This window comes from Amycolatopsis sp. NPDC059235 (genome assembly GCF_042754125.1).
Taxonomy (GTDB): domain Bacteria; phylum Actinomycetota; class Actinomycetes; order Mycobacteriales; family Pseudonocardiaceae; genus Amycolatopsis; species Amycolatopsis albidoflava.
In genome coordinates, this window is the sequence record NZ_JBHZAG010000065.1 from 27493 (window position 1) to 51243 (window position 23751).

General features: G+C 70.2%; 24 protein-coding genes. 12 read left to right on the forward strand and 12 right to left on the reverse strand.

Translation table 11 applies throughout. The features are described from left to right. Positions 1-50 precede the first annotated feature (50 nt). Together ACFXI3_RS33000 and ACFXI3_RS33005 are read right to left on the reverse strand one after the other, a co-directional pair. Positions 51-878 carry a DUF1932 domain-containing protein gene (locus ACFXI3_RS33000; protein ID WP_378404866.1) on the reverse strand — a complete coding sequence of 276 codons (828 nt, stop codon included), beginning with the start codon at positions 876-878 and terminating at the stop codon, positions 51-53. An 84-nt stretch (positions 879-962) separates the two neighbouring features. Continuing rightward, positions 963-1538, reverse strand: a complete 576-nt coding sequence (locus ACFXI3_RS33005; protein WP_344284325.1) for a PadR family transcriptional regulator — start codon at positions 1536-1538, stop codon at positions 963-965. Between the two features lie 68 nt (positions 1539-1606). On the opposite strand from ACFXI3_RS33005, the gene ACFXI3_RS33010 reads away from it, so the two are divergent. The 3 genes from ACFXI3_RS33010 (at position 1607) to ACFXI3_RS33020 (ending at position 4914) form a co-directional block, all read left to right on the forward strand. Then, a complete protein-coding gene (locus ACFXI3_RS33010; RefSeq protein ID WP_378404868.1) occupies positions 1607-1996 on the forward strand; it encodes a nuclear transport factor 2 family protein in 390 nt (129 codons plus the stop codon). Positions 1997-2222: 226 nt separating this feature from the next. Next, positions 2223-3044 carry a hydrolase gene (locus ACFXI3_RS33015; protein WP_378404870.1) on the forward strand — a complete coding sequence of 274 codons (822 nt, stop codon included), beginning with the start codon at positions 2223-2225 and terminating at the stop codon, positions 3042-3044. 256 nt (positions 3045-3300) lie between these two features. Further along, complete coding sequence (locus ACFXI3_RS33020) at positions 3301-4914, forward strand: DHA2 family efflux MFS transporter permease subunit (RefSeq protein ID WP_378404872.1); 1614 nt, start codon at positions 3301-3303, stop codon at positions 4912-4914. A 6-nt stretch (positions 4915-4920) separates the two neighbouring features. Here ACFXI3_RS33020 and ACFXI3_RS33025 read toward each other — a convergent pair whose 3' ends face one another. After that, complete coding sequence (locus tag ACFXI3_RS33025) at positions 4921-6099, reverse strand: MFS transporter (protein WP_378404874.1); 1179 nt, start codon at positions 6097-6099, stop codon at positions 4921-4923. Positions 6100-6175: 76 nt separating this feature from the next. On the opposite strand from ACFXI3_RS33025, the gene ACFXI3_RS33030 reads away from it, so the two are divergent. After that, the gene (locus ACFXI3_RS33030) at positions 6176-7042 is read left to right on the forward strand and encodes a LysR family transcriptional regulator (RefSeq protein WP_378404875.1); all 867 of its coding nucleotides are present in this window, start codon (positions 6176-6178) and stop codon (positions 7040-7042) included. A gap of 92 nt (positions 7043-7134) precedes the next feature. On the opposite strand, the gene ACFXI3_RS33035 is transcribed toward ACFXI3_RS33030, so the two are convergent. Together ACFXI3_RS33035 and ACFXI3_RS33040 are read right to left on the reverse strand one after the other, a co-directional pair. Next, a complete protein-coding gene (locus ACFXI3_RS33035) occupies positions 7135-8937 on the reverse strand; it encodes a TIM barrel protein (protein ID WP_378404877.1) in 1803 nt (600 codons plus the stop codon). Beyond that, on the reverse strand, positions 8927-9826 hold the full coding sequence (locus ACFXI3_RS33040; protein WP_378404879.1) for a shikimate dehydrogenase: 900 nt from the start codon (positions 9824-9826) through the stop codon (positions 8927-8929). The genes ACFXI3_RS33035 and ACFXI3_RS33040 overlap by 11 nt, the downstream gene beginning before the upstream one ends. A gap of 121 nt (positions 9827-9947) precedes the next feature. Between ACFXI3_RS33040 and ACFXI3_RS33045 the strand changes: the two genes are divergently transcribed. Together ACFXI3_RS33045 and ACFXI3_RS33050 are read left to right on the forward strand one after the other, a co-directional pair. Continuing rightward, a complete protein-coding gene (locus tag ACFXI3_RS33045) occupies positions 9948-10607 on the forward strand; it encodes a TetR/AcrR family transcriptional regulator (protein WP_344284347.1) in 660 nt (219 codons plus the stop codon). 141 nt (positions 10608-10748) lie between these two features. After that, entirely contained in the window at positions 10749-12119 is a 1371-nt protein-coding gene (locus tag ACFXI3_RS33050) for an MFS transporter (protein WP_378404881.1), read from the forward strand. Positions 12120-12185: 66 nt separating this feature from the next. Here ACFXI3_RS33050 and ACFXI3_RS33055 read toward each other — a convergent pair whose 3' ends face one another. After that, complete coding sequence (locus ACFXI3_RS33055; RefSeq protein WP_378404883.1) at positions 12186-13037, reverse strand: formate/nitrite transporter family protein; 852 nt, start codon at positions 13035-13037, stop codon at positions 12186-12188. Between the two features lie 157 nt (positions 13038-13194). Then, entirely contained in the window at positions 13195-13965 is a 771-nt protein-coding gene (locus tag ACFXI3_RS33060; protein ID WP_378404885.1) for a copper resistance protein CopC, read from the reverse strand. 104 nt (positions 13966-14069) lie between these two features. Here ACFXI3_RS33060 and ACFXI3_RS33065 point away from each other — a divergent pair, with 104 nt between their 5' ends. The 5 genes from ACFXI3_RS33065 (at position 14070) to ACFXI3_RS33085 (ending at position 17819) form a co-directional block, all read left to right on the forward strand. Next, the gene (locus ACFXI3_RS33065; protein ID WP_378404887.1) at positions 14070-14681 is read left to right on the forward strand and encodes a hypothetical protein; all 612 of its coding nucleotides are present in this window, start codon (positions 14070-14072) and stop codon (positions 14679-14681) included. A 4-nt stretch (positions 14682-14685) separates the two neighbouring features. Further along, positions 14686-15600: a copper resistance D family protein gene (locus ACFXI3_RS33070; RefSeq protein WP_378404889.1), complete on the forward strand. Its 915-nt coding sequence runs from the start codon at positions 14686-14688 to the stop codon at positions 15598-15600. Positions 15601-15629: 29 nt separating this feature from the next. Continuing rightward, positions 15630-16631 carry a plastocyanin/azurin family copper-binding protein gene (locus ACFXI3_RS33075; protein ID WP_378404891.1) on the forward strand — a complete coding sequence of 334 codons (1002 nt, stop codon included), beginning with the start codon at positions 15630-15632 and terminating at the stop codon, positions 16629-16631. 70 nt (positions 16632-16701) lie between these two features. After that, the gene (locus ACFXI3_RS33080; protein ID WP_378404892.1) at positions 16702-17202 is read left to right on the forward strand and encodes a hypothetical protein; all 501 of its coding nucleotides are present in this window, start codon (positions 16702-16704) and stop codon (positions 17200-17202) included. Further along, positions 17199-17819 (forward strand): cupredoxin family copper-binding protein, encoded by a 621-nt coding sequence (locus ACFXI3_RS33085; RefSeq protein WP_378404894.1) that lies wholly within the window; start codon positions 17199-17201, stop codon positions 17817-17819. Before ACFXI3_RS33080 ends, ACFXI3_RS33085 begins: the two co-directional genes overlap by 4 nt. 86 nt (positions 17820-17905) lie before the next feature. Here the strand turns inward: ACFXI3_RS33085 and ACFXI3_RS33090 are convergent, their stop codons facing one another. The 4 genes from ACFXI3_RS33090 to ACFXI3_RS33105 form a co-directional block, all read right to left on the reverse strand. After that, complete coding sequence (locus ACFXI3_RS33090) at positions 17906-19129, reverse strand: LppP/LprE family lipoprotein (protein WP_378404896.1); 1224 nt, start codon at positions 19127-19129, stop codon at positions 17906-17908. Positions 19130-19266: 137 nt separating this feature from the next. Then, positions 19267-20328 carry a serine hydrolase domain-containing protein gene (locus ACFXI3_RS33095; protein ID WP_378404897.1) on the reverse strand — a complete coding sequence of 354 codons (1062 nt, stop codon included), beginning with the start codon at positions 20326-20328 and terminating at the stop codon, positions 19267-19269. 75 nt (positions 20329-20403) lie between these two features. Next, the gene (locus ACFXI3_RS33100) at positions 20404-20616 is read right to left on the reverse strand and encodes a hypothetical protein (RefSeq protein ID WP_378404899.1); all 213 of its coding nucleotides are present in this window, start codon (positions 20614-20616) and stop codon (positions 20404-20406) included. A gap of 91 nt (positions 20617-20707) precedes the next feature. Further along, entirely contained in the window at positions 20708-21646 is a 939-nt protein-coding gene (locus ACFXI3_RS33105; protein ID WP_378404901.1) for an aldo/keto reductase, read from the reverse strand. Positions 21647-21782: 136 nt separating this feature from the next. Between ACFXI3_RS33105 and ACFXI3_RS33110 the strand changes: the two genes are divergently transcribed. After that, positions 21783-22688 (forward strand): helix-turn-helix transcriptional regulator, encoded by a 906-nt coding sequence (locus ACFXI3_RS33110; protein ID WP_378404903.1) that lies wholly within the window; start codon positions 21783-21785, stop codon positions 22686-22688. Positions 22689-22698: 10 nt separating this feature from the next. Here ACFXI3_RS33110 and ACFXI3_RS33115 read toward each other — a convergent pair whose 3' ends face one another. After that, positions 22699-23553 (reverse strand): hypothetical protein, encoded by an 855-nt coding sequence (locus tag ACFXI3_RS33115; RefSeq protein ID WP_378404904.1) that lies wholly within the window; start codon positions 23551-23553, stop codon positions 22699-22701. Positions 23554-23751: the final 198 nt, after the last annotated feature.

Below are 23751 nucleotides of genomic sequence, written 5' to 3' on the forward strand. Positions count from 1 at the left end.
CCGTCAGCACTCCCGCGGGCGGTTCTGCGCCGACGGGCAAAGGCGAAGAGCTATTCGCGATGCAGGTGGCGCAGCGTCGCCGGAAGGTCGAGGTCGAAGTCGTCCTTGTCGTCCGCCCAGCGCGACAGTACCTCGGCCGAGGCGGTGGCGAGGGCTTCCGGAAGGCCGAGCTCCCGCGCGGTTTCCGCGACCTCCAGCATTTCCGGCGCCCAGCGCCAAGCGCGCGCGGCAGTGGACGGCAGCCCGTCCGGATCCGCCAGTGCGTTGCCGTCGAAGGCAGCTGCCTCCCTGAGCAGGTGTTCGCCGACGCCGTAGTCGCCGGCGATCGCATGGCTGACCGCGGCCAGCGCACGCGAGGTCTTCTGGAACGAGCCATAGGCCATCTTCAGCGCGCTCGCCGCGCCGACGCGGTTTGCCAGCGGCACCGGTTCGGCGTTCCCGGCGGTCAGCAGGCCCCGTACCCGTTCGACGGCGTTCTCCGGACCGGACAGGTAGACCCGCGCGGTCGAATGCTCGTCCGGGGGCGGCCCGATGATCGATCCGTCCACCACGGTCGCGCGGAGCCGGTCGGCGATCGCGATCATCCTTTGTGGACTGATCGCGTTCGCCTCGACGTAGATCCCGCTGTAGTCCCCGATGTCCTCGGCGACCTCCTCGGCCGCGGCGGGCGGGCAGATCGAGAACACGACCGCGCTCCGGTCGAGGAGCCGCGGAACCGTTTCCACCGCCGTCAACCCGGTCTCCGCGGCTCGGCGCGCCGTTCCCGCGGACCGTCCGGCCGGGCACCACAGCACCTGGTGCCCGCCCGCGATCAGTTGCGCCGCGATGGCCGAACCCATCCGGCCCGGATGCAACAGTCCAATCGTCGAAGCCGCCACAGCAAGGGGTATACGTCAACCGGGACGGTTCCGCCACCTCGGCCGGTCGCCGGCGACGATCGCCGCGGGCTCGGCCGTTTCGCGCTAGGCGGGCCTGGAAACGCCAGATTTGGCGCGCTGCCTGAGGATCCGCGCGGCGTGCTCGCCCCACCGCAGGTTCTCCTGCTCGAACGAGATGCCGCGCAGCAGCGTCAGATAGGGTCCGACCCGGTCGTTGTCGCGCAGATAGCCGCTTTCCGTCCGGCCGTCCAGCATGCGCTCGCGCAGCCGTTCGAAGCGGGCGAGCTTGGCTCGGCTCCACTCCATGCGTTCCTCGACGGCGGTGATCACCGCTTCGACGTCGCCCGCGTCGCTGCCCTGCACCTTGACCAGGAGGTCGTCCCGGATCGTGGTGGGCTGGACCGGCGTCGCGGTGAACTCGTGCAGGGCGTGCCGTCCGGCGGGAGTGAGGCTGAACATCCGCTTGTTGGGCCGGCGTTCCTGCTCGACGACGCGCGCCGCGATCATGCCGTCGGCCGAGAGCCGTTCGAGTTCGCGGTAGAGCTGCTGCGGGGTCGTCTGCCAGAAGTTGGCGACCGACGCGTCGAACGACTTGGCCAGGTCATAGCCGGAAAACTCGCCCTCCAGCAGGGCCGCGAGGATCGCGAACTTCAAGGACACCTGGACACCGTAGCATTGCGGCGATTAATCTCATCAGCACCTAATCAAAAAAGTTACTAGGAGGCTGCATGCACCCGCTCCGCGAGGCCGTCGAGAACAACGACCACGCCGCTGTCGAAGCCCTGCTCGCCGACGACGTGACCTTCACCAGTCCGGTCGCTTACCGGCCGTACCCCGGCAAGCCGATCACCGCGGCCATTCTGCGCGCCGTGAGCGGGGTCTTCGCCGACTTCCGCTACGTCCGGGAGATCTCCAGTGCCGACGGCCGCGACCACGCGCTGATCTTCACTGCGAAGGTCGGGGACAAGGAGATCAACGGCTGCGATTTCCTGCACACCAACGAAAACGGGCTGATCGACGACTTCACGGTGATGGTGCGCCCGCTCTCCGCGGCGACGGCGCTCGGCGAAGCGATGGCCGCCCGGTTCGAGCAGATCAAACAGGAGGCCGGTGCGTGACCGTTCGTTACGGACCGGTTCGCCGATCGGCTCGCTAGAGGAAGAGGTCCGGACTGAGGCGGGGCCGATCGGCCCCGTCGTGAAGTGAGGCCGCGCGGGCGTCCGCTCGACACCCGCGGATGCCGGGTCTGGTTCCACGGGCTCGGGCGAAGCCGCCTCGCGCCGGTGGCACGGCTCCCGGCGAATGGTTGACCTCTACCAACGTCGAGGTTTGAGAATCGCGATCATGACATTATGGATCTGCGACCGATGCGGCATCGAGCAGCCCGGTTCCCCCGAGCCCCCGCACTGTGTGATGGACCGCGGCGAAGTCGGCATCGAGGAGCGCGGTGATCTGGGCCCGCATTCCGGGAGTTGGCGTACTCACGAACAACTCGCCGCCGAAGCGCACACGGTGTGGCAGCGGGACCACGGCCGCGGAGTGCACAGCCTGCGGCGGGAACCGGTGGTAGGCATCGGGCAGTGGTCGTTCGTCGTGCGGACCGCGCGGGGGAACGTCCTGTGGGATCCGCCGACCTCCATCGAGCCGGACACGCTCGCTGCGGTTAGGGCGCTTGGCGAGGTCGCGGCGGTGGCGACCAGCCATCCGCACATGTTCGCCGCCCAGGTCAGCTGGAGCCACGCGTTCGGGCGGGTTCCGGTGCTGGTCAACGCCGCGGGCCGGGAATGGCTGGGCCGCACCGACCCGGTGCTCGAGTTCTGGACGGAGCACGCCGAGCCGGTGCCCGGGGTCGAGCTGATCGAGGTCGGCGGCCACATGCTGGGCAGTGCGGTGCTGCGCACCCCGGACGGCACGCTCCTTTCCGGCGACACGATCAGCGGCGGCCTGGCGCCGAACTGGGTGTCGTTCCAGCGCAATTTCCCGAAGCACATCCCGCTGTCCGCCGCGGTGGTCCAGCGGATCGTGGACCGGCTCGACGGCTGGTCCTACGACCGGTTGTACACGCTCGGCGGCGACACCGTCGACGCGGACGCCAAGGCCGTCGTGCAGCGCTCCGCTGAGGCGCACATTCGTTGGGTCAGCGGGGAATTCGACCATTTGACCTGACCTGTACCGGAGGGCGGGCGCGTCGTCGCCAGCTGCGCGCCGCCCTCCGGTGACGCCTGCTTCGGCAGGGGCACAGCGACCGCTGCCGTCCTCTCCGATCCGGTCGGACGCTCTGCCGCCGGATCCCGCACCCGTCTCCGAGGCCGCTTAGCTTATTAGGATGCTAGCATTCTAGCGAGACGACCTGAGTCAGCTCCCGGCGACCGGTTTCCGCCGGGCGGCTCAGGCGGGACGCGGATTTCTGGGAGGAACGCGAATGAACCGCTGGCGCGGCAATCCCTGGGCGGTGCTGGTGACGCTCAGCCTGGGATTTTTCCTGACCCTGCTGGATTTGACGGCGGTCAACGTCGCGATCCCCAGCATGATCGAGACCATGGGCGCCTCGCTGGACGAGGTCTTGTGGGTGATCAACGTCTACATCCTCGTCCTCGCCGCGCTGCTGATCGCGTTCGGCAGGCTGGGGGACGTGTTCGGGCCGCGCGCCATGTTCGTCGCGGGCACCGCGGTGTTCACGGCGGCGTCCGTCCTGTGTGCGCTGTCGGGGGATCCGGCGCAGCTCATCGCGGCCCGGGCGGTGCAGGGGCTGGGGGCCGCCGCGCTGGCGCCGCAGACGATGACGATCATCATCGGCACGTTCCCGCCTGCCCGCCGCGGCACGGCGCTCGGCGTGTGGGGAGCGGTGGCCGGGGTGGCCACGATCGCGGGGCCGACCTTGGGCGGGCTGCTGGTCAGCTCGGCCGGATGGCGGTGGATCTTCGTCGTCAACGTTCCGATCGGCCTGCTCGTGCTCGTGCTGGCCCTGCTGCTGGTGCCGGATCTGCGGCACGGCGCCCGCCGTCGGGTGGACGTGCTGGGCGTCGTGTTCGCGGCGGCCGCGCTCGCGTGCCTGACGTTCGCGCTCACCGAGGGGCAGCGGTACGAGTGGAACGCGACGATCTGGTGCCTGCTGGGCGCGGGCGTGCTGCTGCTGGCGGTATTCCTTGTGCAGCAACGGAACCGGCAGCACGCCGACCCGCTGCTGCCGTTCGTGCTGTTCCGCGACCGCGGTTTCGCGGTGATGAGTTTCGTGTCCGCGACTGTCCAAGTGGGAATGATCGGCCTGTTCCTGCCGGTGATGATCTACTTGCAGTCCGTGCTGCGCTTCAGCGCGGTCGAGGCCGGGCTGGTGATGGCTCCGGCGATGGTGGTCTCGGCGGTGCTGTCCCCGGTCGCGGGCAGGCTGGCCGACCGGCTCGGCGGCAAGTACGTCCTGATGACCGGCCTGGCTCTGTTCGCGGCCGGAATGGCGTGGCTGGCGGCCGCGGCCGGCGTCGGGCGCGCGTGGTGGGAGTTCCAGCCCGCGCTGCTCGTCGTCGGGGTGGGCATCGGCGGCCTGTTCGGTCCGATGGTCACGGTCGCGATGTACCGCGTCGAGCCCGCGATGGCCGGAGCCGCTTCCGGCGTGCTGAATTCGATCCGGCAGATCGGCACGGTCATCGGCAGCGCGGCGGTCGGTGCGGTGCTGCAGAACCGGCTCGCCGTCTCGCTCCGGGAAGAGGCAGCCGCGCGGGCCGCCGCTCTTCCGGAGACCGTCCGCGACCGCTTCACGGCGGCGTTCGAGCACGCGGCCCGGAGCGGGACGGACATCGGCACTGGGCAGTCCGGCGCCGCGGTCCCGCTGCCGCCGGGGACGCCGGCCTCGGTGGTCCACGACGTTCAGCAGGCTGCCGCCTCGGTGTTCGGGCAGGGGGTGGTCGACGCGATGCGGCCGACCTTGGCGCTGCCTGTCGCGGTGATCGCGGTTGGCGCCGTCTCGTGCCTTCTGGTCCGGCGCCGCGCGACCGATCAGGTGCGAGAACCAGCCGATGCCGGCACGTCCGCGGCCGGGTGAAGCGCTTCAAGCCGCACTGCGGGCGCGGGAACCCGTCGCGAGCAGCGCTGCCACGAGAAGGACGGCGACGACTCCGGCGAAGGCCAGCGCCGAGGCGCGCAGGCCCCACCGGGCGGAGGCGGCGCCGGCCAGCACCACCGGGACCGAGATGCCGAGGTAGACCACCAGGAAGAAGCTGGACATCGTCCCGGCTCGCTGGTCATCGGGGGTGCGCGAGCCGACAGCGGCCACCGCGCCGCGGAACGCCACTCCCTGCCCGGCGCCGATCACGATCGTCGCGGCCGCCAGCACGGCCGCGGATTCCATGCCGATCGCGGCGGCCAGCCCGGCGACCCCGGCCAGCACCACCGCGCAGCCGATCGGCAACGCGCGGGCGGCGGGGACGCGCCGGGAGACGATCTGCCCGCCGGCCGACGCGGCGAACATCGCGAACACGACCAGTCCCGGCGCCACCGGGCTGTGCACGTCGAGCAGCCGCACCAGCATCGAGGGCTCGACGGCGGCGACGAGACCGAACACCGCGAACGCGGAGAACATCGCGGTGGCCGCGGGCAGGAACACCGGCCGGACCTCGGCGGGCAGCACCGGCCGCACGATCCGGAATCGCGCCCCGGCCTCGGCGGGCCGCGGTTCGCGCGTCCGCCACACGATGCCTGCGGCGGGTGCCAGCAGCGCGAGGTGCACGAGAAAAGATAGCTGCAGCGGCGCGGGCGCGACGGCGGCCAGCACCCCGCTGAGCAGCGGCCCGCACCCCAGCCCGAGCATGTTGGCGACGGTCGCGACCAGCCCGGCGTGCGCCTGGTTCCCGCGCGGGTGCAGTTCGCCGAGCGCCGCGGTCGCCGTGCCGGTGACCAGCCCGGCCGAGAACCCGGACAGCACGCGACCGGCCAGCAGCGCTGCGATCCCGGCACCGCTCAGGAAAGCGGCTGCCGACAACGCGGCGCAGGCCGCTCCCGCGAGCAGCACCCGCCGCCGGCCGAGCACGTCCGAGGCACGGCCGAACAGCACCAGCGCCGCGATCACCCCGCCCGCGTAGACGGCGTAAAGCAGCGTGCTCGCGAGCTCGCCGAACCCGAACTCCCGCTGTAGCAACGGATACAGCGGCGTCGGCAACGTCGTGCCCGCCATCGTCACCCCGAAGGCGAACGCCACGCCCCAGAAACCCACTGCCTGCTGAACTTTCATGCCGTCCAGCCTCGCCCGGGAGCCCGCGACCAGTCCAACAGATGCTTCCCGTGCCATCGATCGATACAGTCGATCCATGGAGTTGCGCCAGCTCGGACACTTCCTCGTGCTCGCCGACGAACTGCATTTCACCCGCGCCGCGGCCCGCGCCCACCTGGTGCAGTCGAGCCTGTCCAGTTCGATCGCCGCGCTGGAACGCGAACTGGGCGCCGCACTGTTCACCCGCTCCCGGCGCAAGGTGGAGCTGACCGAAGCCGGCCGTGCCCTGCTGCCGTCCGCGCGCCGAGCGGTGGCCGCGGCCGAAGAGGGCGAGGACGCGGTGGCCGCCGTCCTCGGAGTGCTGCGCGGCCGAGTGCGGGTCGGCGCCGTCCAAGCGATGGGCGGCGTGCCCTTGCCCCGTCTGCTGGCCCGCTTCCACGCCCGCCACCCGGCAGTGCACCTCCACCTGCGCCACGATTCGGTGCCCCGGCTGATCCGCGACGTCGTGGACGGCGAACTCGACCTCGCCTTCGTGGACCGCCCCTTCGACACCCGGCATGTCGAGCACCGCGCGCTGGCCGCCCAATCGCTGGTGCTGGCGGTCAAGGCCGCCGACCCGCTCGCCGGACGCGATCGCGTCGCCCTCGCGGAACTGTCCGATCGCGACTTTGTCGAATACCGCGCGGATTCGGCTCTGCGCAACCGGATCGACGCCGCTTATGACCACATCGGACTGTCCCGGCGCAGCGTCTGCGAGGTCGACACCGTCCACGACCTCCTGGACGTCGTCGGCGAGGGAATCGGCATCGCGCTCGTCCCGCCGGAAACGGTGCGGCACCATCCCGAAGTCCGCACGCTGGCCACCGACCCGAGCATCGAGCGCGAGGTCGTCGCGGTCCACGCGGCCACCCGGCCGCCGACTCCCGCCGCGGCGGCGTTCCTCGCCCTGCTTCCTCGCCCGTGATTGTGGCAGGACGGTCTACTGTGGATCTACCGGCGAAGATCTGCTGCCCCAAGTCTCCGGCTCGGCGAGCTCAACCCAGGAACAGCTCGCGTTCAGGCCGGCACGTGCGCCCGGGCGATCCGGCGGCGGCGGTGTGCGGCCATGCGGACTGGGGCGTCGCTCCAGCCGTAGCCGTCGTGGTTGCCGAGGCGTTGGACCAGGGCGAGGAACACTCGGCCGCCGAGGACTTCGGTGCAGGTTTGCAGGTAGTCGCCTTCCGGGGTGCGTTCGTGCAGTACACCGAGGTCCCGGTAGGCGGCGAGCTGGTCTGCGGGCAGGTCCAGGCGGGCGTCTAGGTCGGCGTAGTAGTTGTCCGGGATGGCCAGCAGGGGAGCGCCGGCGGCGCGGGCCGCCTGGGTCGCGGTGAGAATGTCGTCGACAGCGAGCGCGATGTACTGCGGTTCGGACACTCCGGGTGCCCATTCGCCGCGGCGCAGCAGGGAAACTGTGAGTGCGAGGCGGATCCGGCGGTGCGGGTCGGCGACGGCTCGGCTGCGGACCAGGCCGAAGGGGGCGGCGAATTCGCCGGTCGCGGCGGGTTCTAGGCCGAGTACGGTGCGGTAGAAGAGGGCGGCTTCGTCGAAGTGGTCGAAGGGCTGCGCTAGTCCAATGTGGTCGATGCCGGTGATCCCGATGCCGTCGGCGGATTCGCCGGTGGGCACGAAATCGCCGGTCCAGTCGTCGTTTCCGGTGCGGCAGAAGAACAACGCTGTTCCGTCCGGCGCGGTGACGGCGGCGAGATCCGCTTCGGCGGGGCCGTGTTCTCGTGGCAGGCGTTTCGCGTCGAGCCGGACGGCCCGGCGGGCGGCGGCAGCGGGGTCGGCGGATTCGACGGCGAGGGCGGCGACGGCTGCCGGGCCGCCGGAGCGGTTGACGAGGATCCGTGCGGTGCCTTGTTCCCAGCGTTCCACGGGTTTCGTGCGGTGGATTCCGGTGCGGGCGAAGCCGAGTGCGGACAGGACCGGGGCCAGCGAGTCGCCTGCGGAGAGTTCGACGAAGGCCGGTCCGCGGACTTCCGGTGCGGGCTGCGCGACGGGGCTGGTCGCTTCGGCCAGCGCGAGCAGGGACCGGTGTGCGTCGATCGCGGCGCGGTCCGGATCGGCTTGGCGGAAGACGTCGTTGAACACTTCGAGCGACAGCGGTCCGGCGTATCCGGCGGCGAGCACCGGAGCGAGGAAGCCGGGCAGGTCGAACGCGCCTTGTCCGGGGAAGAGCCGGTGGTGGCGGCTCCACTGCAGCACATCCATCGACAGGTGCGGCGCGTCGGCGAGTTGGAGGAAGAACAGCTTGTCCCCGGGGATGTCGGCGATGGCGGCGGGGTTCGAGCCGCGCGAGAGGATGTGGAAGCTGTCCAGGCACAGGCCGAGCGCCGGGTGATCGGCGCGGCGCACGGCGTCCCAGGAACGGTCGTAAGTGGACACTTCCTTGCCCCAAGCCAGTGCCTCGTAAGCGATCCGCAGCCCGCGGGCGCCGGCTCGTTCGCCGAGGGCGTGCAGCTGCTCGGCGAGCCGGTCGAGGTCGGCGACCGCGTCGTCGGCCACCGAGGAGCAGACCAGGATGGTGTCGGCGCCGAGCTCTTCCATGAGGTCGAACTTGCGTTCCGCGCGGCGCAGGTTCGCCGCGAACCGGTCCGGGTCGGTGGAGTCCAGGTCGCGGAAGGGCTGATAGAGGTCGATCGACAGGCCGAGGTCCGCGCAGCGCAGCCGTACTTCGCCGGGCGGCAGGGGGGAGGCGACGAGGTCGGGCTCGAAGATCTCGACGCCGTCGAATCCGGCCGCCGCGGCGGCGCGAAGCTTGTCGTCGAGCGTTCCGGAGAGGCAGACGGTGGCGATTCCGGTGCGGGGTTCACGCGACACGGCTGGTGCCTCCCGGGGTTTCGGCACCGATCAGTTCGGTGAGGTGGCGCAGCATCCGCGCCGGATCGGGTTCGCGGCCGCAGAACAGTTTCAGCGCCGCGGCGGCTTGGTGCACGGCCATCGGGCCGCCGTCGAGGGTGCGGCAGCCGAGCGCGCGGGCGGCGCGCAGTAGCGGGGTTTCCAACGGCCGGTAGACGATCTCGGCTACCCAAAGTTCCTTGCGCAGCAACGACATCGGCAGCGGCAAGCCGGGATGGCCGACCATGCCGACGGGGGTCGCGTGCACCAAACCACCGGCTTCGGAAAGTTCCCGCTCAAGACCGCGTCCGGCCCAGACCCGGCCGGGTCCGAACCGCGTGGCGAGATCGTCGGCGAGCCGGACCGCGCGGGTGGTGTCGGTGTCGAGTACGGCTAGCGATTCAGCGTCGAGCGTCAGCAGCGCGTGCGCGGCGGCCGCGCCCGCTCCGCCCGCGCCCAGCAGCACGACTCGGCGGAGCGGCGCGTCCGGCAGTCCGGCGACGAAACCGTCGCGGAACCCGGACCAGTCGGTGTTGTGTCCGACCGTCCGCTGGCCGTCGAACACGACGGTGTTGACCGCGCCGATCGCCGCCGCGTCCGGCGACAGCTCGTCCAGGTGCGGGATCACCAGCTGCTTGCACGGATGCGTGACGTTGACCCCGGCCAGACCCTCCGCGCGCGCCTGTTCCAGCAGTTCGCCGACGGCGTCGGCCGGAACGCCGAGCACGTCGAGGTCGAACCGGGTGTAGGTGCACTCGAGGCCGAGTTCGCGCGCCTCGCGCTCGTGCAGCGCGGGGGAGAGCGACGGGCCGATCCCGGTCCCGACGAGGCCGGTCAGCAGCCGGCCGGGCACGGTGCGGTCGGGGGACATGCGCACGGCTCCTCGCAGTCAATGAATGTACTATTTAGTTACTTGTACCGTGTCCGAACGCGAAAGGGAAGCGGCAGCCGGATATCCTCGGCCACGTGAGCCGAACAGCGAGGACGATCCCGTGAGCGCTGAACCCTCCGACGCGCCGGAGCGGCAGCGCGACGCCGAACGCACCCGCGCCGAGATCCTCGACGTCGCGACCGGCGAGTTCGCCGACCGCGGCTACGACGGCGCCCGCGTCGACGAGATCGCCGCCCGCACCCGGACCACCAAGCGGATGCTCTACTACTACTTCGGCAGCAAAGAAGGGCTGTACGTCGCCGTCCTGGAGCGCGCCTACCAGGGGATCCGGGCGCTGGAACAGCAGCTCGACGTCGATCACCTCGACCCCGCGCGCGCCATGCGGGCGCTCGCCGAGCTGACCTTCGACCACCACGAATCGCATCCCGCGTTCATCCGGCTGGTCGGCATCGAGAACATCCACCACGCGCGGCACCTGCGCACCTCGCCGATCCTGTCCGGCCTCGCCGCGCCCGCGGTCGACGTGCTCGCCGGCATCCTCGAGCGCGGCCGCGCCGCCGGCCTGTTCCGCGACGACGTCGACGCGCTCGACATCCACATGATGATCAGCGCGTTCTGCGTCTTCCGGACCGCGAACCAGCACACCTTCCAGGTCATTTTCGACCGTGACCTGCTGGATCCCTCCCGTCGCGACCACTACCGGCGGATGCTGGGAGACCTGGTCCTCGAGTACCTGACCGCGCACGTCGGGCGGGCCTGACCGGACCGGATCGCATCCGGATCGCACCGAAAGACTTGACACGCCTGCGGCGGCTAACTCACTATCCGGTACATAACCAGCCGGTCCATTCCGGCCGGACGGACCCCGTCGACCGCCGCCGCGGTCATCAAGGAGGCTGACGTGGACGACGCTGTCCCGCGCCAGGAGCACGATCCCGCATCGCCCGGCGCCGCCCGCCGCACCCCGCGCCAGGCCGCGGTGTCCTCGTGGATCGGCAGCGCGCTGGAGTACTACGACTTCTTCATCTACGGCACCGCCGCGGCGCTGATCTTCCCGAAGGTGTTCTTCCCGGCCGGCAACGCCGCGACCGCGACGATCGCGTCGCTCGCGACCTTCGGGGTCGCCTACGTCGCCCGTCCCGTCGGTTCGTTCATCCTCGGGCATCTCGGCGACACGCTGGGCCGCAAGCGCGTGCTGCTGCTGACCCTGCTCGGCATGGGTGCGGCGACATTCCTGATCGGCGTCCTGCCCGGGTACGGCACGATCGGCGTCGCCGCCCCGATCCTGCTGGTCGCGCTGCGCCTCGTCCAAGGGCTCGCGGTCGCCGGCGAACAGTCCAGCGCCGGGTCCGCCACGCTGGAACACGCGCCGCCCGGCAAGCGCGCCTACTTCACCAGTTTTACCTTGGCGGGCACGCAATTCGGCCTGATCCTGGCGACCGCGGTGTTCCTCCCGCTGTCCTCGATGCCGACCTCCGCGTTGCTGTCGTGGGGCTGGCGGATCCCGTTCCTGCTCAGCGCGCTGGTCACCGTCGCCGGCTGGTGGATCCGGCGTTCGCTGCAGGAAAGCCCGGAATTCGCCGCCGCGCGCAAGCAGAACACCGTTCCCAAGGCGCCGCTGCTGGTGCTTGTGCGGCACCACACGCCCGACGTGCTCAAGATCGTGGTGAGCGCGCTGATTTCGGTCACCAGCACGATCGTCAGCATCTACTCGCTCACCTACGGAGCGACCACGATCGGTCTGTCCCGCAGTTCGATGCTGTGGATGATCATGCTGAGCAACGTAGTGGCGCTGGCGGCCATTCCGTTGTGGGGCAAGGCGGGCGACCGGTTCGGCCGCAAACCCGTCTTCGCTGTCGCCTCGCTGGGCGTCGCGGTGCTGATCTGGCCGTTCATCTGGTCGATCAGCCAGACGAACGTCGTGCTGGTGTTCGTGTTCGGGATCCTGCTGTCGGGAGTCGTGTACAGCGCCTACGGCGGGGTCGGGTATGCCTTGTGGACTGAGCAGTTCGGCACGAAGGTGCGGATGTCCGGGGTCGCCGTCGGCACACAGCTGGGCTTCGCGCTCGGCGGTTTCGCGCCGTCCATCGCCGCGGCGCTTGCCGGAGCGGACCTGAAGAACTGGCTGCCGGTCGCCGGTCTGACTGCCGGAGCGGCAGTGGTCGCGGGGCTCGCGGTGCTGACCATGCGCGAGACTTACCGGACGCCGCTTGAAGAACTGGGCCATCGCGCGCCGCGTGCGGCGGGCGAAAGCCGGGCAGTGGCGGCTTGACGCGTTTCCGGAAACGCCGACGCTGCGACAGACCCGTCGTCTGCCGCAGCGTCGGAGTCGGCTCAGTCAGCTGCCAGCCGTGGCGAGTTCTTCCGGGGCGGGCGCCGTGGCGGGGCGTTCCGGGCGGGAGCGCTTGCCCAGCAGGGAGTAGGCGGCCCCGACCAGGAGGCCGCCGCCGACCAGGTTGCCCAGGCCCACGAACAGCAGGTTGCGGCCGAATTCGCTGACGGTCGCACCGGGGACGCCGTCCATCAGGCCGAGCGAGAACGTCGTCATGTTGGCGACCACGTGCTCGAACCCGGAGCTGATGAAGGCCAGCAGGCACCAGAAGATCAGCGCCAGCTTGGCCCCGTCCGACTTCGTGCGCGCGGCCATCCACACCGCGAGACACACCAGGAAGTTGCACAGCACGCCGCGGAAGAACAGCGCACTGGCAGACTCCGCGGCCTTCGTCTTGACCAGGCTCGCGAGCAGGGCCGCTCCCGGCCCGGCGTGGCCTCCGGCACCGCCGATCGACAGCACCCCGCCTTCGTGGACCAGCCACGCGAACACGATCGAACCGAGCAGGTTGCCGACGAACGACACCACGATGACCGCGGCCGCCGCGCCGGCGCCGCGCCGCCGGACCAGGACTCCTTGGACCATGGTCATCATGTTGCCGGTGGACAGTTCCGCGCCGGCGAACACGACGGCGGTCAGGGCGATCCCGAACACCAGCCCCTGGACCACCTTGGTCCAGGGGGAACTCGCCGCGTTGAGCGGCCCGGTCGCGGAAAGCAGCAGTACGACCGCCACCCCGATGAAGGCCCCGGCGAGCATCGAACTCACCAGGTAGCGGCCAGGGCGGCGCAGGTCGTCGATCTTCCCGTCGGCGACGTCTGCTTGCAGGTCGAGGGCATCGGACACGGGAATCGGCATGGGAGAAAAGCCTTCCGGTGAGGTCAGGTACCCGGGCATTCGACCGCGCGGATTCTTCGCTCCGGTAGCGCGGTGATCAGCAACGGGTATCCGAGTGCGCACAGTCCGCGGCCCGCGCGGGTGAATTGCCGCGCCGAGGACCATTTCGGACAGTCGCTCAATCCCGTTCGGGAGCCCGGCTGATCCGCGCCGCGACGATTCCGCCCGCGATCAGCAGCACCGCGGCCGCGGCGATCCAGACCCAGACCGGTATCCCGCCGCTCGCGTCGTTGGCGGTGGCGGCCGGTGCGGCGTGCGGGGCCTGCGCCGCGGACGGGGGAGCGGCGACTGGTGCGACGCCGGGGCCTGCCTTGGTGAGGGTGAAGGAATAGGAGCCGGAGACCGGATGCCCGTCGGCTGACACGACCCGGTATTCCACGGTGTATTTCCCGGCCGGGCCGAGCGGTTTCACGGGCGCGGAAAGGGTCGGGCCGGTGACTGCGACGGCTGCCGACTCCCAATGTGTCGCGCCGTCCGGTCCGAGTACCGCCAATTCGGTGAAACCGCGGTCCAGGGGTTCGTTGAAGGTGAGCACAATTTTCTCGGGGGCGGAGGAGAGTTCGGAATCCTTCGCGGGGGTGCTCGATTCCACGAAGCTGTGCGCCTCGGCTGCCGAGGTGGGGAAAAACGTTGCCAAGAGACTGAACGCGATAACCGCGAGGGCGCGCACAAGAAGCGCGCGCCGGCTCGGCTGGCGGCGGACGGGGCCGGAAATTCCGGAGGATGGTCGCATGAACCCTGCTTTGCTGGAGGGACAGGTGTCGGAGCGAGATGGTTTCGGTGCTGTGTGGTCGGCGGCGGGTCGAATGCGAAACGGGAAGGTTAAATAGTTCGCACCGCTGGTCGCGGTGGCGAATTCACTGTTTGCCGATTGTTGTTCGGAGATCAATTTTACGTTCCTGTCATGATTCAGTCGTCCGCCGAAACGCGCGGTTTGATGTGGTGCTCCCCGTCGTGATCCGGCCGGGTCGGCGGCAGGCGTCGGGGAAGGAAATGCTTGTGGTGGCTTCAGTGGGACGCGGATCGCGGCGGGACCAGGTGGTCGCGGCCTGTCTGGCGGGCGCGGTCGTGGTCGTGGTGGGGTACGCCTCGGGAATCGGGTTGAAGACGACAGCGGCGAGCAGTCCGGTCGCTCCGGATCAGCCTCCTGCACAGGCAGCGCCCGCACCGCAACCGGTTCTGCCCAATGGCGAACTGCCTCCTCCTGGTGCGGTGCAGCCGATGCCGCCGATGCCCGGCGGCGGGATCCCGCCGGTCGACGCGCCTCCGCCGGCGGAACCGGTGGCCGACGTGCCGTCCGGCGAAATCCCGCCGCCGACCGGGGACATCCTGCAGCCGACCGGTGATCCGATGCCGCCCGCCCCGCCGGAAACACCGCCGCAGACCCCGACCGGAACTCCTCCGCCGACGGAGACGCCGACGTGCCAGCCCAGCGCAGTCCAGCCGGTGCTCGACACAGTGAGCGGGCTGCCGCTCGTCGGCGGTCTCACGACCGGGCTCGCGGTGACCGGGCCGGACGGGCTCCTCTCGACGATCATCGGTTCCTGCCCGGCAGCGCCGGCGCAACCCGCGGCGCCTCCGGCGATTCCGTCGAGCGGCGGCTGAGCCCATGGACCTCGGTTCCGCGAAATTCTGGTACGTCCTCGCGCGCTGCGTGGACTACTCCGGGCTCGCGTTGTTCGTCGGCGGGCTGCTCTTTCTCGCGCTGCTGTGGCCTGCGGGAGCGGACCATCGCCGGGCGCGCGGGGTGCTGGTGGCGGGCTGGGTGCTCGGATTCGCCGGGACGGTGGCCGGGCTCGGGTTGCAGGGCGCGTGGGTGGCCCAGCGGTCCCCGGCTGATCTGCTCGATCCGGATCTGCTCGCGCAGGTCCTCGACAGCCAGTTCGGCCGGATCTGGTTCGCCAAGGCGCTCGGATGGGTGCTGGCCGGAGTGGTGCTCGCCGATGTGCTGCAACGCGGCCGTCGCGCCGCGGTTTCGCTGGGCTGGCGGGTCGGCGCGGGAGTGGTCGCCGCCGGGCTGCTGCGCACGACCGGCCTGACCGGGCACTCCGCGGAGAGCGCGCATCCGCTGCTGAGCCAGCTCGCGGATTTCGGGCACCTGGCGGGAATTTGCGCCTGGATCGGCGGGCTCGCGATGCTGCTGTTCGGCGTGCTGTCCCGGCGCGATCCCGGCGAACTCGCCGAAGTCGTTCCCCGTTATTCGAAACTCGCCCTCACGTCGGTGCTTCTGGTGATCGTCGCGGGCGCCGTGCTCGCGATCGAGACGCTCGGCGACGTCGGGCGGGTGTTCACCACTGGCTACGGCCGGATCCTGCTGACGAAACTCGCGGTGCTCGCCGTGGTGCTGCTGTTCGCGCAGGCGAGCAAGAGCTGGGTCGCGCGGCGGCTCGACTTCGCGGTGGTGCTGCGCGGAGACGCCGGCGCGGTCCGTCCGTTCGTCTATTCCGTCGCCGCGGAAGCCACGCTCGTCGTCGTGGTGCTGTTCGCGGCGAGCCTCCTCGTCACCGCCAGTCCCGGCCGGTGAACGTCCCACCCCGGAAAGGAATCTCCTTGATGGACAACCCGGAACCCACCTCTGCCGCCGCCGGAGCGCGGCCGGAAGCCCCGCCCGAGGCGGCTCGCCGGCGCCGGTGGCCGATCGCGGCCGCGGTCGTCGCACTGGCGCTGGCCCTGGTCAGTCTCACCACCCTGCGCACGGGACAGCAGACGGCTCCGGTCGCCGCGCCTGCCTCGCCGCGGGTCGATCTCGCGGCGCTGGCGAAGCAGAGCCCGCTCGCCGTGCCGCTCTACCAAGGGCTGGCGCGGCAGCAAGGAGGCGCCGCGCCCGCCGCGGCCGGCTCCGCCAAGTCGGTCGAGATGAGCGGGTACAAGTTCTCCCCGGCCAGCTTGACGATCTCCGCGGGCGACACCGTGACGTGGACCAATCACGATTCCGCGCCGCACAACGTCGTCGTCACCGACGGGCCGGAGAAATTCACGTCGCCGACCATGCAGACCGGCGGCACCTTCTCGCACACCTTCACCAAGGCGGGCACCTACTCCTACTACTGTTCGATCCATCCCGACATGAAGGCGACCGTGACCGTCCAAGGCGCGCCCGCGCCGCCGCCGTCCTCGCCGACCGCCCCGCCGTCGTCGTCCTCGACGCCGACCGCGCCGTCCAGCCCGACGCACACGATGCCGATGCCCACCGACACCCCGCCCGGAAACTGCGTGCCCAAGGGCGTGCTGCAGCCGATCCTCGACCACGTCAAAGCCGCGCACCTGGAGGAATCGCCGGGCCAGCAGGTCACCGATCTGCTGAATCTGGACCAGTACATCAAGACGCACACGGTGTGGCTGGAAAGCGTGCTCAAGCCCGTCCTCGACGGTTCGGCCGACAAGGTCGTCACCGACACGCTCGCGCCGATCATCGCGCACATCAAGGCCGCGCATCTCGAGGAGTCGCCCGGCCAGCAGGTCACTGACCTGCTGAATCTGGACCAGTACATCAAGACGCACACCGTCTGGCTCGAAAGCGTCCTGACGCCGCTGCTGAACCAGGCGTCCTGCTGAGGCGTGCCCGACCCGGTCCGGGGCGGGCCGCCGCGCCCGCCCCGGACCACCTCGATCCCCGGAGGACTTCGTGCCCACTGACACCCGGTTCCTGCCCTCGGCCGACCCCGCCGTCCACCGGATCCGGCCCGACTGCTGCGTCCTGGAACTGACCCAGCGGCTGCTCGGAATCCCCGTGCTGCGCGGGCGATTGACCGTCCGCCGGGCCACGTTCGCCCGCGACCCGGAAGGCAGCGGCCTCACCGCGGAAATCGACGGCTCGTCCTTCCGGTCCGCCTTCCCGCTTCCGTCCTCAATGGTCACCCGGGAACTGGGCGAGGTGCACTTCACCGGCGAGGAAATCGCCGAACGCCCGCCGGTCGAATTCGCCGGACGGCTCGACTTCGGAGACTCATCGCGCGATCTGGTGCTCGGCGGCGACCTTCGCGAGGCCGGACCGGATCGCGTCATCCTGTGGCTGCGCGGGACCTTGCCGCCGCCACGACGTCCACTGAGGACTTCCGGCCGGTTCGCGCGACTGCTCGTCCGGCTGCCGATCCGCGTCGAGTTCGCCGGGGAGTTCGTTCAATGAAACGCTTTCTCGCTCTGTTTGCCGCCGTGGTCCTGCTTACGCTCGCGGCTCCGGTGACGGCGTCGGCCGCGGCGGCTCAGACCGTGATGATGCAGGACTACGCCTACTCGCCCGCGTCGCTGACCGTGCACGTCGGCGACACTGTGACCTGGATCCAGCACGACACCGCTCCGCACGACGTGGTCACCACCAGCGCGCCCGTCGCGTTCCGCAGCCCGCAGCTGTCCCAGGGGCAAAGCTGGAACTACACCTTTCGCACGCCCGGTACTTACTCGTACTACTGCTCGGTGCACCCGGACATGCGAGCGCAGGTCATCGTCCAGCCTGCGGCCTCCCCGCCTCCTCGAACCCCTTCTCCCGCACCTGCTTCGCGTGCCGCTCCCAGCCGTACCGCTGTGGCAGCGCCTCCGGTTGTGCCGACCGCTACGACTCCACCGTCCACAGTGGTCACTTCAGCGGCGTCAAGCCAGTCGGCGGTCCCTTCGACGTCGGCTGCGGTACCGCCGGTCGCTCAGGCTGCCGCGACCACCAGCCTCGATCCCAAGCTGCTCGTCGCCGGTCTCGTGACGGCGGTCGCGATCGGCTGCCTGCTGCTCTTGAGTTCGCGGAAAGCCTGACAGCAGTGGGAAATGGGCCGGTCTTGACCAGGTATCCCGCAGGGTTTTCTGGATCCGGCGGGCCTGCTCATGGCTGAGCTCGGCGGTCAGCGGCGGCTCGGGCTTGCGGTGGGGTCGGAGGACGGTATCGCGTCGAGGGGGACGAGGCGGGTTCCGGTCCAGTGGTAGCGGACCGTCGCCGTGTTGGCGGTCGGGCAGCACAGCGGGTCTTCGGCGTTGTAGAGCTCGTAGGAGAGGGCGACGGTGGTGTCGGTGGACCACGCCTCTTGGATGCCGGCGCTGTCGACCGAGGTGTCGGTGCCGAGGTATTTGCCGTCGTGGAAGAAGAAGGCCCGGTTCGCGTAGCCGTCGCCCGACTCGGCGATGGTGGCGAGGATGACCTGCAGTCCGTCGGCCGATTCCCAGGAGGTGCCTGGATAGGGGCGGTATCCCTTCGCCTGGACGACCGCTTCGGCGTCGGCGAGGGTGGTGCGCGGGGCGGCCGGCGGCTCTGATTCCTCGGTCGTGGTGGAAGTCGCGGTGGAGGTCGAGGTGCTGGGCTGCGGGTCGCTGGTGGACGGTGCCGGGAGAGCGGGTTCCGACGACGAAGGAGTGGTCAGGGCTGGTTCTGTCGTGCTGTCCGCGGTGGCATGGGTCGCTCTGTCGATGCCGGTGGCGGCAGTCAATCCCAGCGCGGCGACCACGATAGCGACCGTGCAGGCGATGCTGGAGAAGACGGCGTGGCCGGAAGCGCTCGGCGGTCGGGCGGCGGGCTGCGGCACCATCGCGCCGACGAGCATCAAGAGCGCGCCGGCGACGCTGACCCAGGGGCCCAGCCCGATGCGCAGGAGGCCGCCGGCGCTGGCGACACCGCTCAGCAGACCGACGAGGAGCAGTCCGCCCAGGATTCCGGAGACGCCGAACAGGACGAAGCCCGTCGCTCGGGCCGCGACGCCCTCCCGCAGCACGACAGCCGCGACGATCGCGGCGGCCCCGCAGACCGCCAGAGCCACCGGAAGAAAGACGAGCGGCACGGTCCGGCTGCTCGCCAGGCCAGCGACGTCGAACAGGCTCGCGTTCCCCAGCAGCACCGCCTGAAACCACGGCAGGACCGGCGACACGCCGACCAGCACGCCGCCCGTGGCGAGCCCGGTCGCGGCGGCGAACCGCCGGACGGTGTCGCCCGGGGCGGCCGCCGGAACCAGCCGGTTGCCGCATCGCCAGCACAGCACCGTGCCCGCCGGGACCGGTTGCGCGCAGTACGGGCACGGGAACGCGGCGGGCGGAGCGCCCGGCCACGGCGCGGGGCCGCCGGAAGGGGAATCGGTCATCGCGTGAACTCCTCGTCTGTACCAAGACAGACGGCGGGATCCCGGATCGCGTTACCGAGCGTTGAAATACTCGTTCCGTTCGATCTCTTCTCCGAGACGCGGATCGATGCCAGCGAGACCGATGCCCCCTGCCTGGCTCAGGCGCAGATCACCTTGTCGATCAACGAGTAGAAGGCGTCATTCGAGGGCCCGCGCCCGAGCGTCAGCGAAGCCTCCACCCGGTGCTTCCCGTCGGCGCTGGTGAAGGCGATCGTTCCGTACCCGGGAATCCCGCCGGTGTGCCCGAAAACCGGGATCCCGCACGGAGTGGTCCGGGTCTGCAATCCCAGCCCGTACTCCTCGGCCGCCGATCGCGGGGTGGTCATCTGCCCCAGCAGCGCCGGGGGCACCAGCCGGCCCAGCGCGAGTGCGTGGACGAATTTGTCCAGATCCGCGGTGGTGGAGATCATCTCGCCCGAGGCGCCGGCGATGCTGGGGTTCAGTTCGGTGACGTCGACGAGCTTCTCGTTCATCTCTTGGTATCCGTGTGCGTGCGGACCGGGAATCCGGGTGCGGTCGCCGGGGATCACCGTCTGGTGCATGCCGAGCGGGCGCAGGATCCGCTTGACCGCCTCGTCGCCCCAGGCATGTCCGGTGGTTCGCTCGATGAGCATGCCGAGCACGAGGTAATTGGTATTGGAATACGAGAATTCGCTGCCCGGCGGGAAATCGAGCGGCCGCGCGGTCGCGATGGCCACCAGCGACTCCGGCGAATGGTGCTGGTAGCGGATTTTCTCCAGTTCGGCGCCCGTCAGCGAGATCGTCCGGAGATAGTTGTAGAGGCCGCTGGTGTGCTGCAGGAGCATCCGCACGGTGATTTCGTTGCCGTGCGGCAGGAGCCCGGGAAGGTATTTCTCGACGGAGGTGTCGAGCCCGATCCGGTGTTCAGCGACGAGTTGCAAGACCACAGTGGCCACGAAGGACTTGGTCGTGCTGCCGATCCGGAACCGGCCGGTCGGCGAGACCGGCCGCCGGGAGTCCAGTTCGGACACTCCGGCGGTCACGGTGCGAGAGTGTCCGTTGTGGACTGTTCGGATCTGCACTCCGGTCGCGCCTGCCGAGACCGTTTCTTGCGCGACGGCGCGAACGGGGTCAGCCGCGGCCGGTGCGGCGGGCGCGAGCAGTGCGGCGGTCAGGACGAAGGGCACAGCGGTGATCATGGGTTTCCTCGTTCAGTGTTGGCATTCAACGGCAAAGACTTGAACGCGACAGCGGCAACGCGGCTGGCGCCTTGGTCAACACCGGCGCTCGTCCTTGCGGCGCAAGACGAGGCGCACGATCAGGATCAGCAGGCAAGCCACCGCGATCGCACCGGAAGTCATCCGGAACATGGGGTCCAGCCCGGTGAAGCCGCCGATCGAGTTCGTGGCGGCGCCGGCGACGAAGAACAGGCCGAGCAGGGTCGTGACGGCCGGGCCGCCGGCTTGGCGGCTGCGGGAAGTTTCCATGCCGACGACACTAGAAACCGGCGGCGCCCGCCAACATGCCTTCAGCCCCCGGCTTCACGGTAGCGCCAGCGCTACCGTGAAGCCGCATTCCCTACATGTCGTGCTCCCAGCTGCCGCGCGTGTCGACGTCCGCGGCATCGGCCAGCGACTCCAGTTCCGCGATCTCTTCGTCGGCGAGCGCGATGCCTTGAGCGCGGACCAGTCCGTCGAGGTAACCCGCCTTCGTGACCCCGATGATCGGCGTGGTCCCCTTGGCGATGGCCCACGCGGTGGCGACGTCGGCGGCCGACGCGCCCCGGTCCGCGCCGATCGCTCCCATTCGGTCCGTGAGTGCCTGCAGTTGCGGCAGGAGGTCGTTGTACACAGCCGCCCGGCTGCTGCCCGCCGGCAACGGACGGGTGGGGCTGTACTTGCCGGTCAGCGCCCCTTGCTCGAGGACCATGTAGGAGAAGAACCGCACGTCGTGCTCGCGGCAGTGTTCGAGAATGCCCGCGCGCTCGGAGCTCCGGTACAGGAGGCTGTAGTGGTTCTGGACCGCCTCCACCCGGAAGCCGGCTTCGCCGAGGATCTGGTCGGCGAGCGCGATCTCCTTCAGGTTGTGGTTGGAGACGCCGACCTGCTTGACCCGGCCGCTCCGCAGCAGCGGGACCAGCAGCGGCGTCCAGCGGGCCACGTCGGCGGGATTGTGGATCCAGTACAGATCCACGTAGTCCGTGCCCAGCCGGTCGAGGCTTTGCTCCAGCATGTCCGCGACCGAGTTGTCGCTGTCGCCCGCGATCTGCGGGGTGAACTTCGTCGACAGCTGGTACTCGCTGCGGGCGTAGCCTTTCAGCGCCTGAGCGAGGACCGTCTCGGATCGGCCCATGCCGTAGACCACCGCGGTGTCCCACAGGGTGAAGCCGTTCGCGTGTGCCTTCTCGACGACCTCTCGCAGGCCGGACGCGGTCAGCTGGCTGCCGAAATAGCCGTCGCCCGTCTCTCCGCTGTCTCCCCAGGCCCACGTGCCCAGTGCCACCGTCTTGCTCGTCATGTCCGCTGACTCCATTCGCTACTGGGATCGTTCGAGCTTCAGGAGACTGCGCCGGCCGTCGCCGGAGAAGGGCGTGCTTATCGGGGGTAGGACTTCGACCCCCTTCGCGCCGCGACCGGCGGTTACCGTGGAAGGCATGGAGCAGCAGCCCGGAAACCGCGGCGAAATCCGGCACTTCCTGGCCAGCCGGCGCGCCAAGATCACCCCGGCGGAGGCCGGGCTGCCGACCAGCGCCCGGCGCCGGGTCCCCGGGCTGCGCCGCGAGGAGGTCGCGGTACTGGCCGGCGTGAGCACGGAGTGGTACACCCGGCTGGAGAAGGGGCACATCGGCGGCGTGTCCGACGCCGTCCTCGATGCGGTCGCCCGCGCGCTGCGGCTGGACGACGACGAACGCACCTACCTGTTCGATCTGGCCAGGTCCGCGAGCCGCGCGCCGTCGCGGCGCAAGGACGTCGAGGTGCTGCCCCGGGTCCAGTGGCTGCTCGACTCCATGACCATGTCCTCGGCGTTCGTGCGCAACGGCCGCACCGACCTCGTCGCTAGCAACCCGCTGGCCCGAGCCCTTTACGCGCCGATGTTCGACAGTGCCACCGTCGACCAGCGCGGCCGCCCCAACATCGCCCGCTACATCTTCCTCGACTCCGGCGTGCACTACCTCTTCGTCGACTGGGAGGCCGCCGGCAACGCCACCGCCGCTCTCCTGCGCGCCGAGGCCGGGCGCGAGCCCCGCGACCGGGCACTGCGCGAACTCGTCGGCGAGTTGTGCACCCTCAGCCCCGAGTTCCGCGAGCAATGGGCCGCGCACGACGTCCTGATCCGCCACGACGGCGTCAAACGGCTTCAGCACCCTGAGGTCGGCCGCCTGGAGCTGACCTTTCAATCCCTGGACCTGCCCCTGTCTGGCCCTGCCAAGCACGACCTGATCACCTACACCGCCGAACCCGGCACCGAATCGGAGGACCGGCTCAAACTCCTCGCCAGCTGGGCAGCCACGCAATCCCAGGCGGCAGAACCCACTCGCGACTCGCCTCGGTCACTCTGATCCGTCGCGGTCACTGCTCGTCGGGGCGGCCCGGCGCGAGACAGCCGATCGGTGCGGGATTTCCTGTGCGCGGCAAGGGGTCTGCATCGGACGGGGGAGCGTCCTCGGCGCGGGAGACAGACTGGCGGAACACGCGGACGAGAGCTTGGGCCCGGGCGAATTCGGCGGGGGTGAACGGCAGCGAAGGACGGTGCGCTTCGAGGAGTTCGCCGGCGCCGCCGTGCAGCAGCATGGTGGTGCCGGTCAAGCGCTCGTCCCGTCCGCGGCGGCCGGTTTTCCGCCGGACCGTGCAGGACGGGCCGAGCAGCGTGCCGATCAGCTGGGCGAGATCGGCTCCCGGGGCGGCCGCCTGTCCGGCGAGGGCGAGCATCCGGGTCGGGAGGTCGACGAGTTCGTGCACGTCCGCTCGCACGACCCAGACGTGGTCGCCGCCGCCGGACCGGGCCGCTTCGGCGAGGTCGGCTCCGGTCGTGCCGTCCGGGGCGCGGAGGAGGAATTCGTCGACGGCGCCGTCGGGCACGGCGAGGACTTGCATGGCCGCGATGTCGTAGCGGTGCGCGGCCAGGGTCGCGGTGAGGGCGGCCAGGCTTCCCGGCACGTCGCGCACGGTCGCGCGGAGACGCCATTCCGTCGCGTCGGCCGGTTCGGGCACGGCGGCGCGCCGCGGCCGCCGGTGGCTCCAGCGGTGCCGCAAGGTGGCGGAGACGATGAACAGCCCGCCCAACGCGAACAGCAGCGCGGGCCCGACGCGGTTGTTCGAGAGAGTGCTGACGAACAGATCGGCGATCCCGGTGGCGAAGAACAACGCCGCCAGTTCGACCAGTTCCCGGTTGACCGAACGCTTCCGGCTCTCGGCTGCTTTCATGCCCGCCAGCGTCGCGGCGCCCGTTTACCGCTGGCGGCACCGCCTGTCACGATTCAGTTAACCGGCCCAGCCGCTGATCGGTCTGCACGAAGCTGCCCAGCAGTTGGTCCACCCGCATCAGCACGTCCAGATCCAGCCGAACCCCCGCGGCCTTCCGCGATACCGCGCAACAGCTCCACCTGGTCGATCAGCTCCGGG

Coding starts and splice junctions, on each gene's coding strand:
- ACFXI3_RS33020 (WP_378404872.1), top strand. CDS start 3,301: ATGAACCGCTGGCGCGGCAATCCCTGGGCGGTGCTGGTGACGCTCAGC.
- ACFXI3_RS33025 (WP_378404874.1), bottom strand. CDS start 6,099: ATGAAAGTTCAGCAGGCAGTGGGTTTCTGGGGCGTGGCGTTCGCCTTC.
- ACFXI3_RS33075 (WP_378404891.1), top strand. CDS start 15,630: ATGGACAACCCGGAACCCACCTCTGCCGCCGCCGGAGCGCGGCCGGAA.
- ACFXI3_RS33040 (WP_378404879.1), bottom strand. CDS start 9,826: ATGTCCCCCGACCGCACCGTGCCCGGCCGGCTGCTGACCGGCCTCGTC.
- ACFXI3_RS33105 (WP_378404901.1), bottom strand. CDS start 21,646: ATGACGAGCAAGACGGTGGCACTGGGCACGTGGGCCTGGGGAGACAGC.
- ACFXI3_RS33085 (WP_378404894.1), top strand. CDS start 17,199: ATGAAACGCTTTCTCGCTCTGTTTGCCGCCGTGGTCCTGCTTACGCTC.
- ACFXI3_RS33030 (WP_378404875.1), top strand. CDS start 6,176: ATGGAGTTGCGCCAGCTCGGACACTTCCTCGTGCTCGCCGACGAACTG.
- ACFXI3_RS33110 (WP_378404903.1), top strand. CDS start 21,783: ATGGAGCAGCAGCCCGGAAACCGCGGCGAAATCCGGCACTTCCTGGCC.
- ACFXI3_RS33115 (WP_378404904.1), bottom strand. CDS start 23,553: ATGAAAGCAGCCGAGAGCCGGAAGCGTTCGGTCAACCGGGAACTGGTC.
- ACFXI3_RS33010 (WP_378404868.1), top strand. CDS start 1,607: ATGCACCCGCTCCGCGAGGCCGTCGAGAACAACGACCACGCCGCTGTC.
- ACFXI3_RS33055 (WP_378404883.1), bottom strand. CDS start 13,037: ATGCCGATTCCCGTGTCCGATGCCCTCGACCTGCAAGCAGACGTCGCC.
- ACFXI3_RS33070 (WP_378404889.1), top strand. CDS start 14,686: ATGGACCTCGGTTCCGCGAAATTCTGGTACGTCCTCGCGCGCTGCGTG.
- ACFXI3_RS33065 (WP_378404887.1), top strand. CDS start 14,070: ATGCTTGTGGTGGCTTCAGTGGGACGCGGATCGCGGCGGGACCAGGTG.
- ACFXI3_RS33100 (WP_378404899.1), bottom strand. CDS start 20,616: ATGGAAACTTCCCGCAGCCGCCAAGCCGGCGGCCCGGCCGTCACGACC.
- ACFXI3_RS33095 (WP_378404897.1), bottom strand. CDS start 20,328: ATGATCACCGCTGTGCCCTTCGTCCTGACCGCCGCACTGCTCGCGCCC.
- ACFXI3_RS33090 (WP_378404896.1), bottom strand. CDS start 19,129: ATGACCGATTCCCCTTCCGGCGGCCCCGCGCCGTGGCCGGGCGCTCCG.
- ACFXI3_RS33015 (WP_378404870.1), top strand. CDS start 2,223: ATGACATTATGGATCTGCGACCGATGCGGCATCGAGCAGCCCGGTTCC.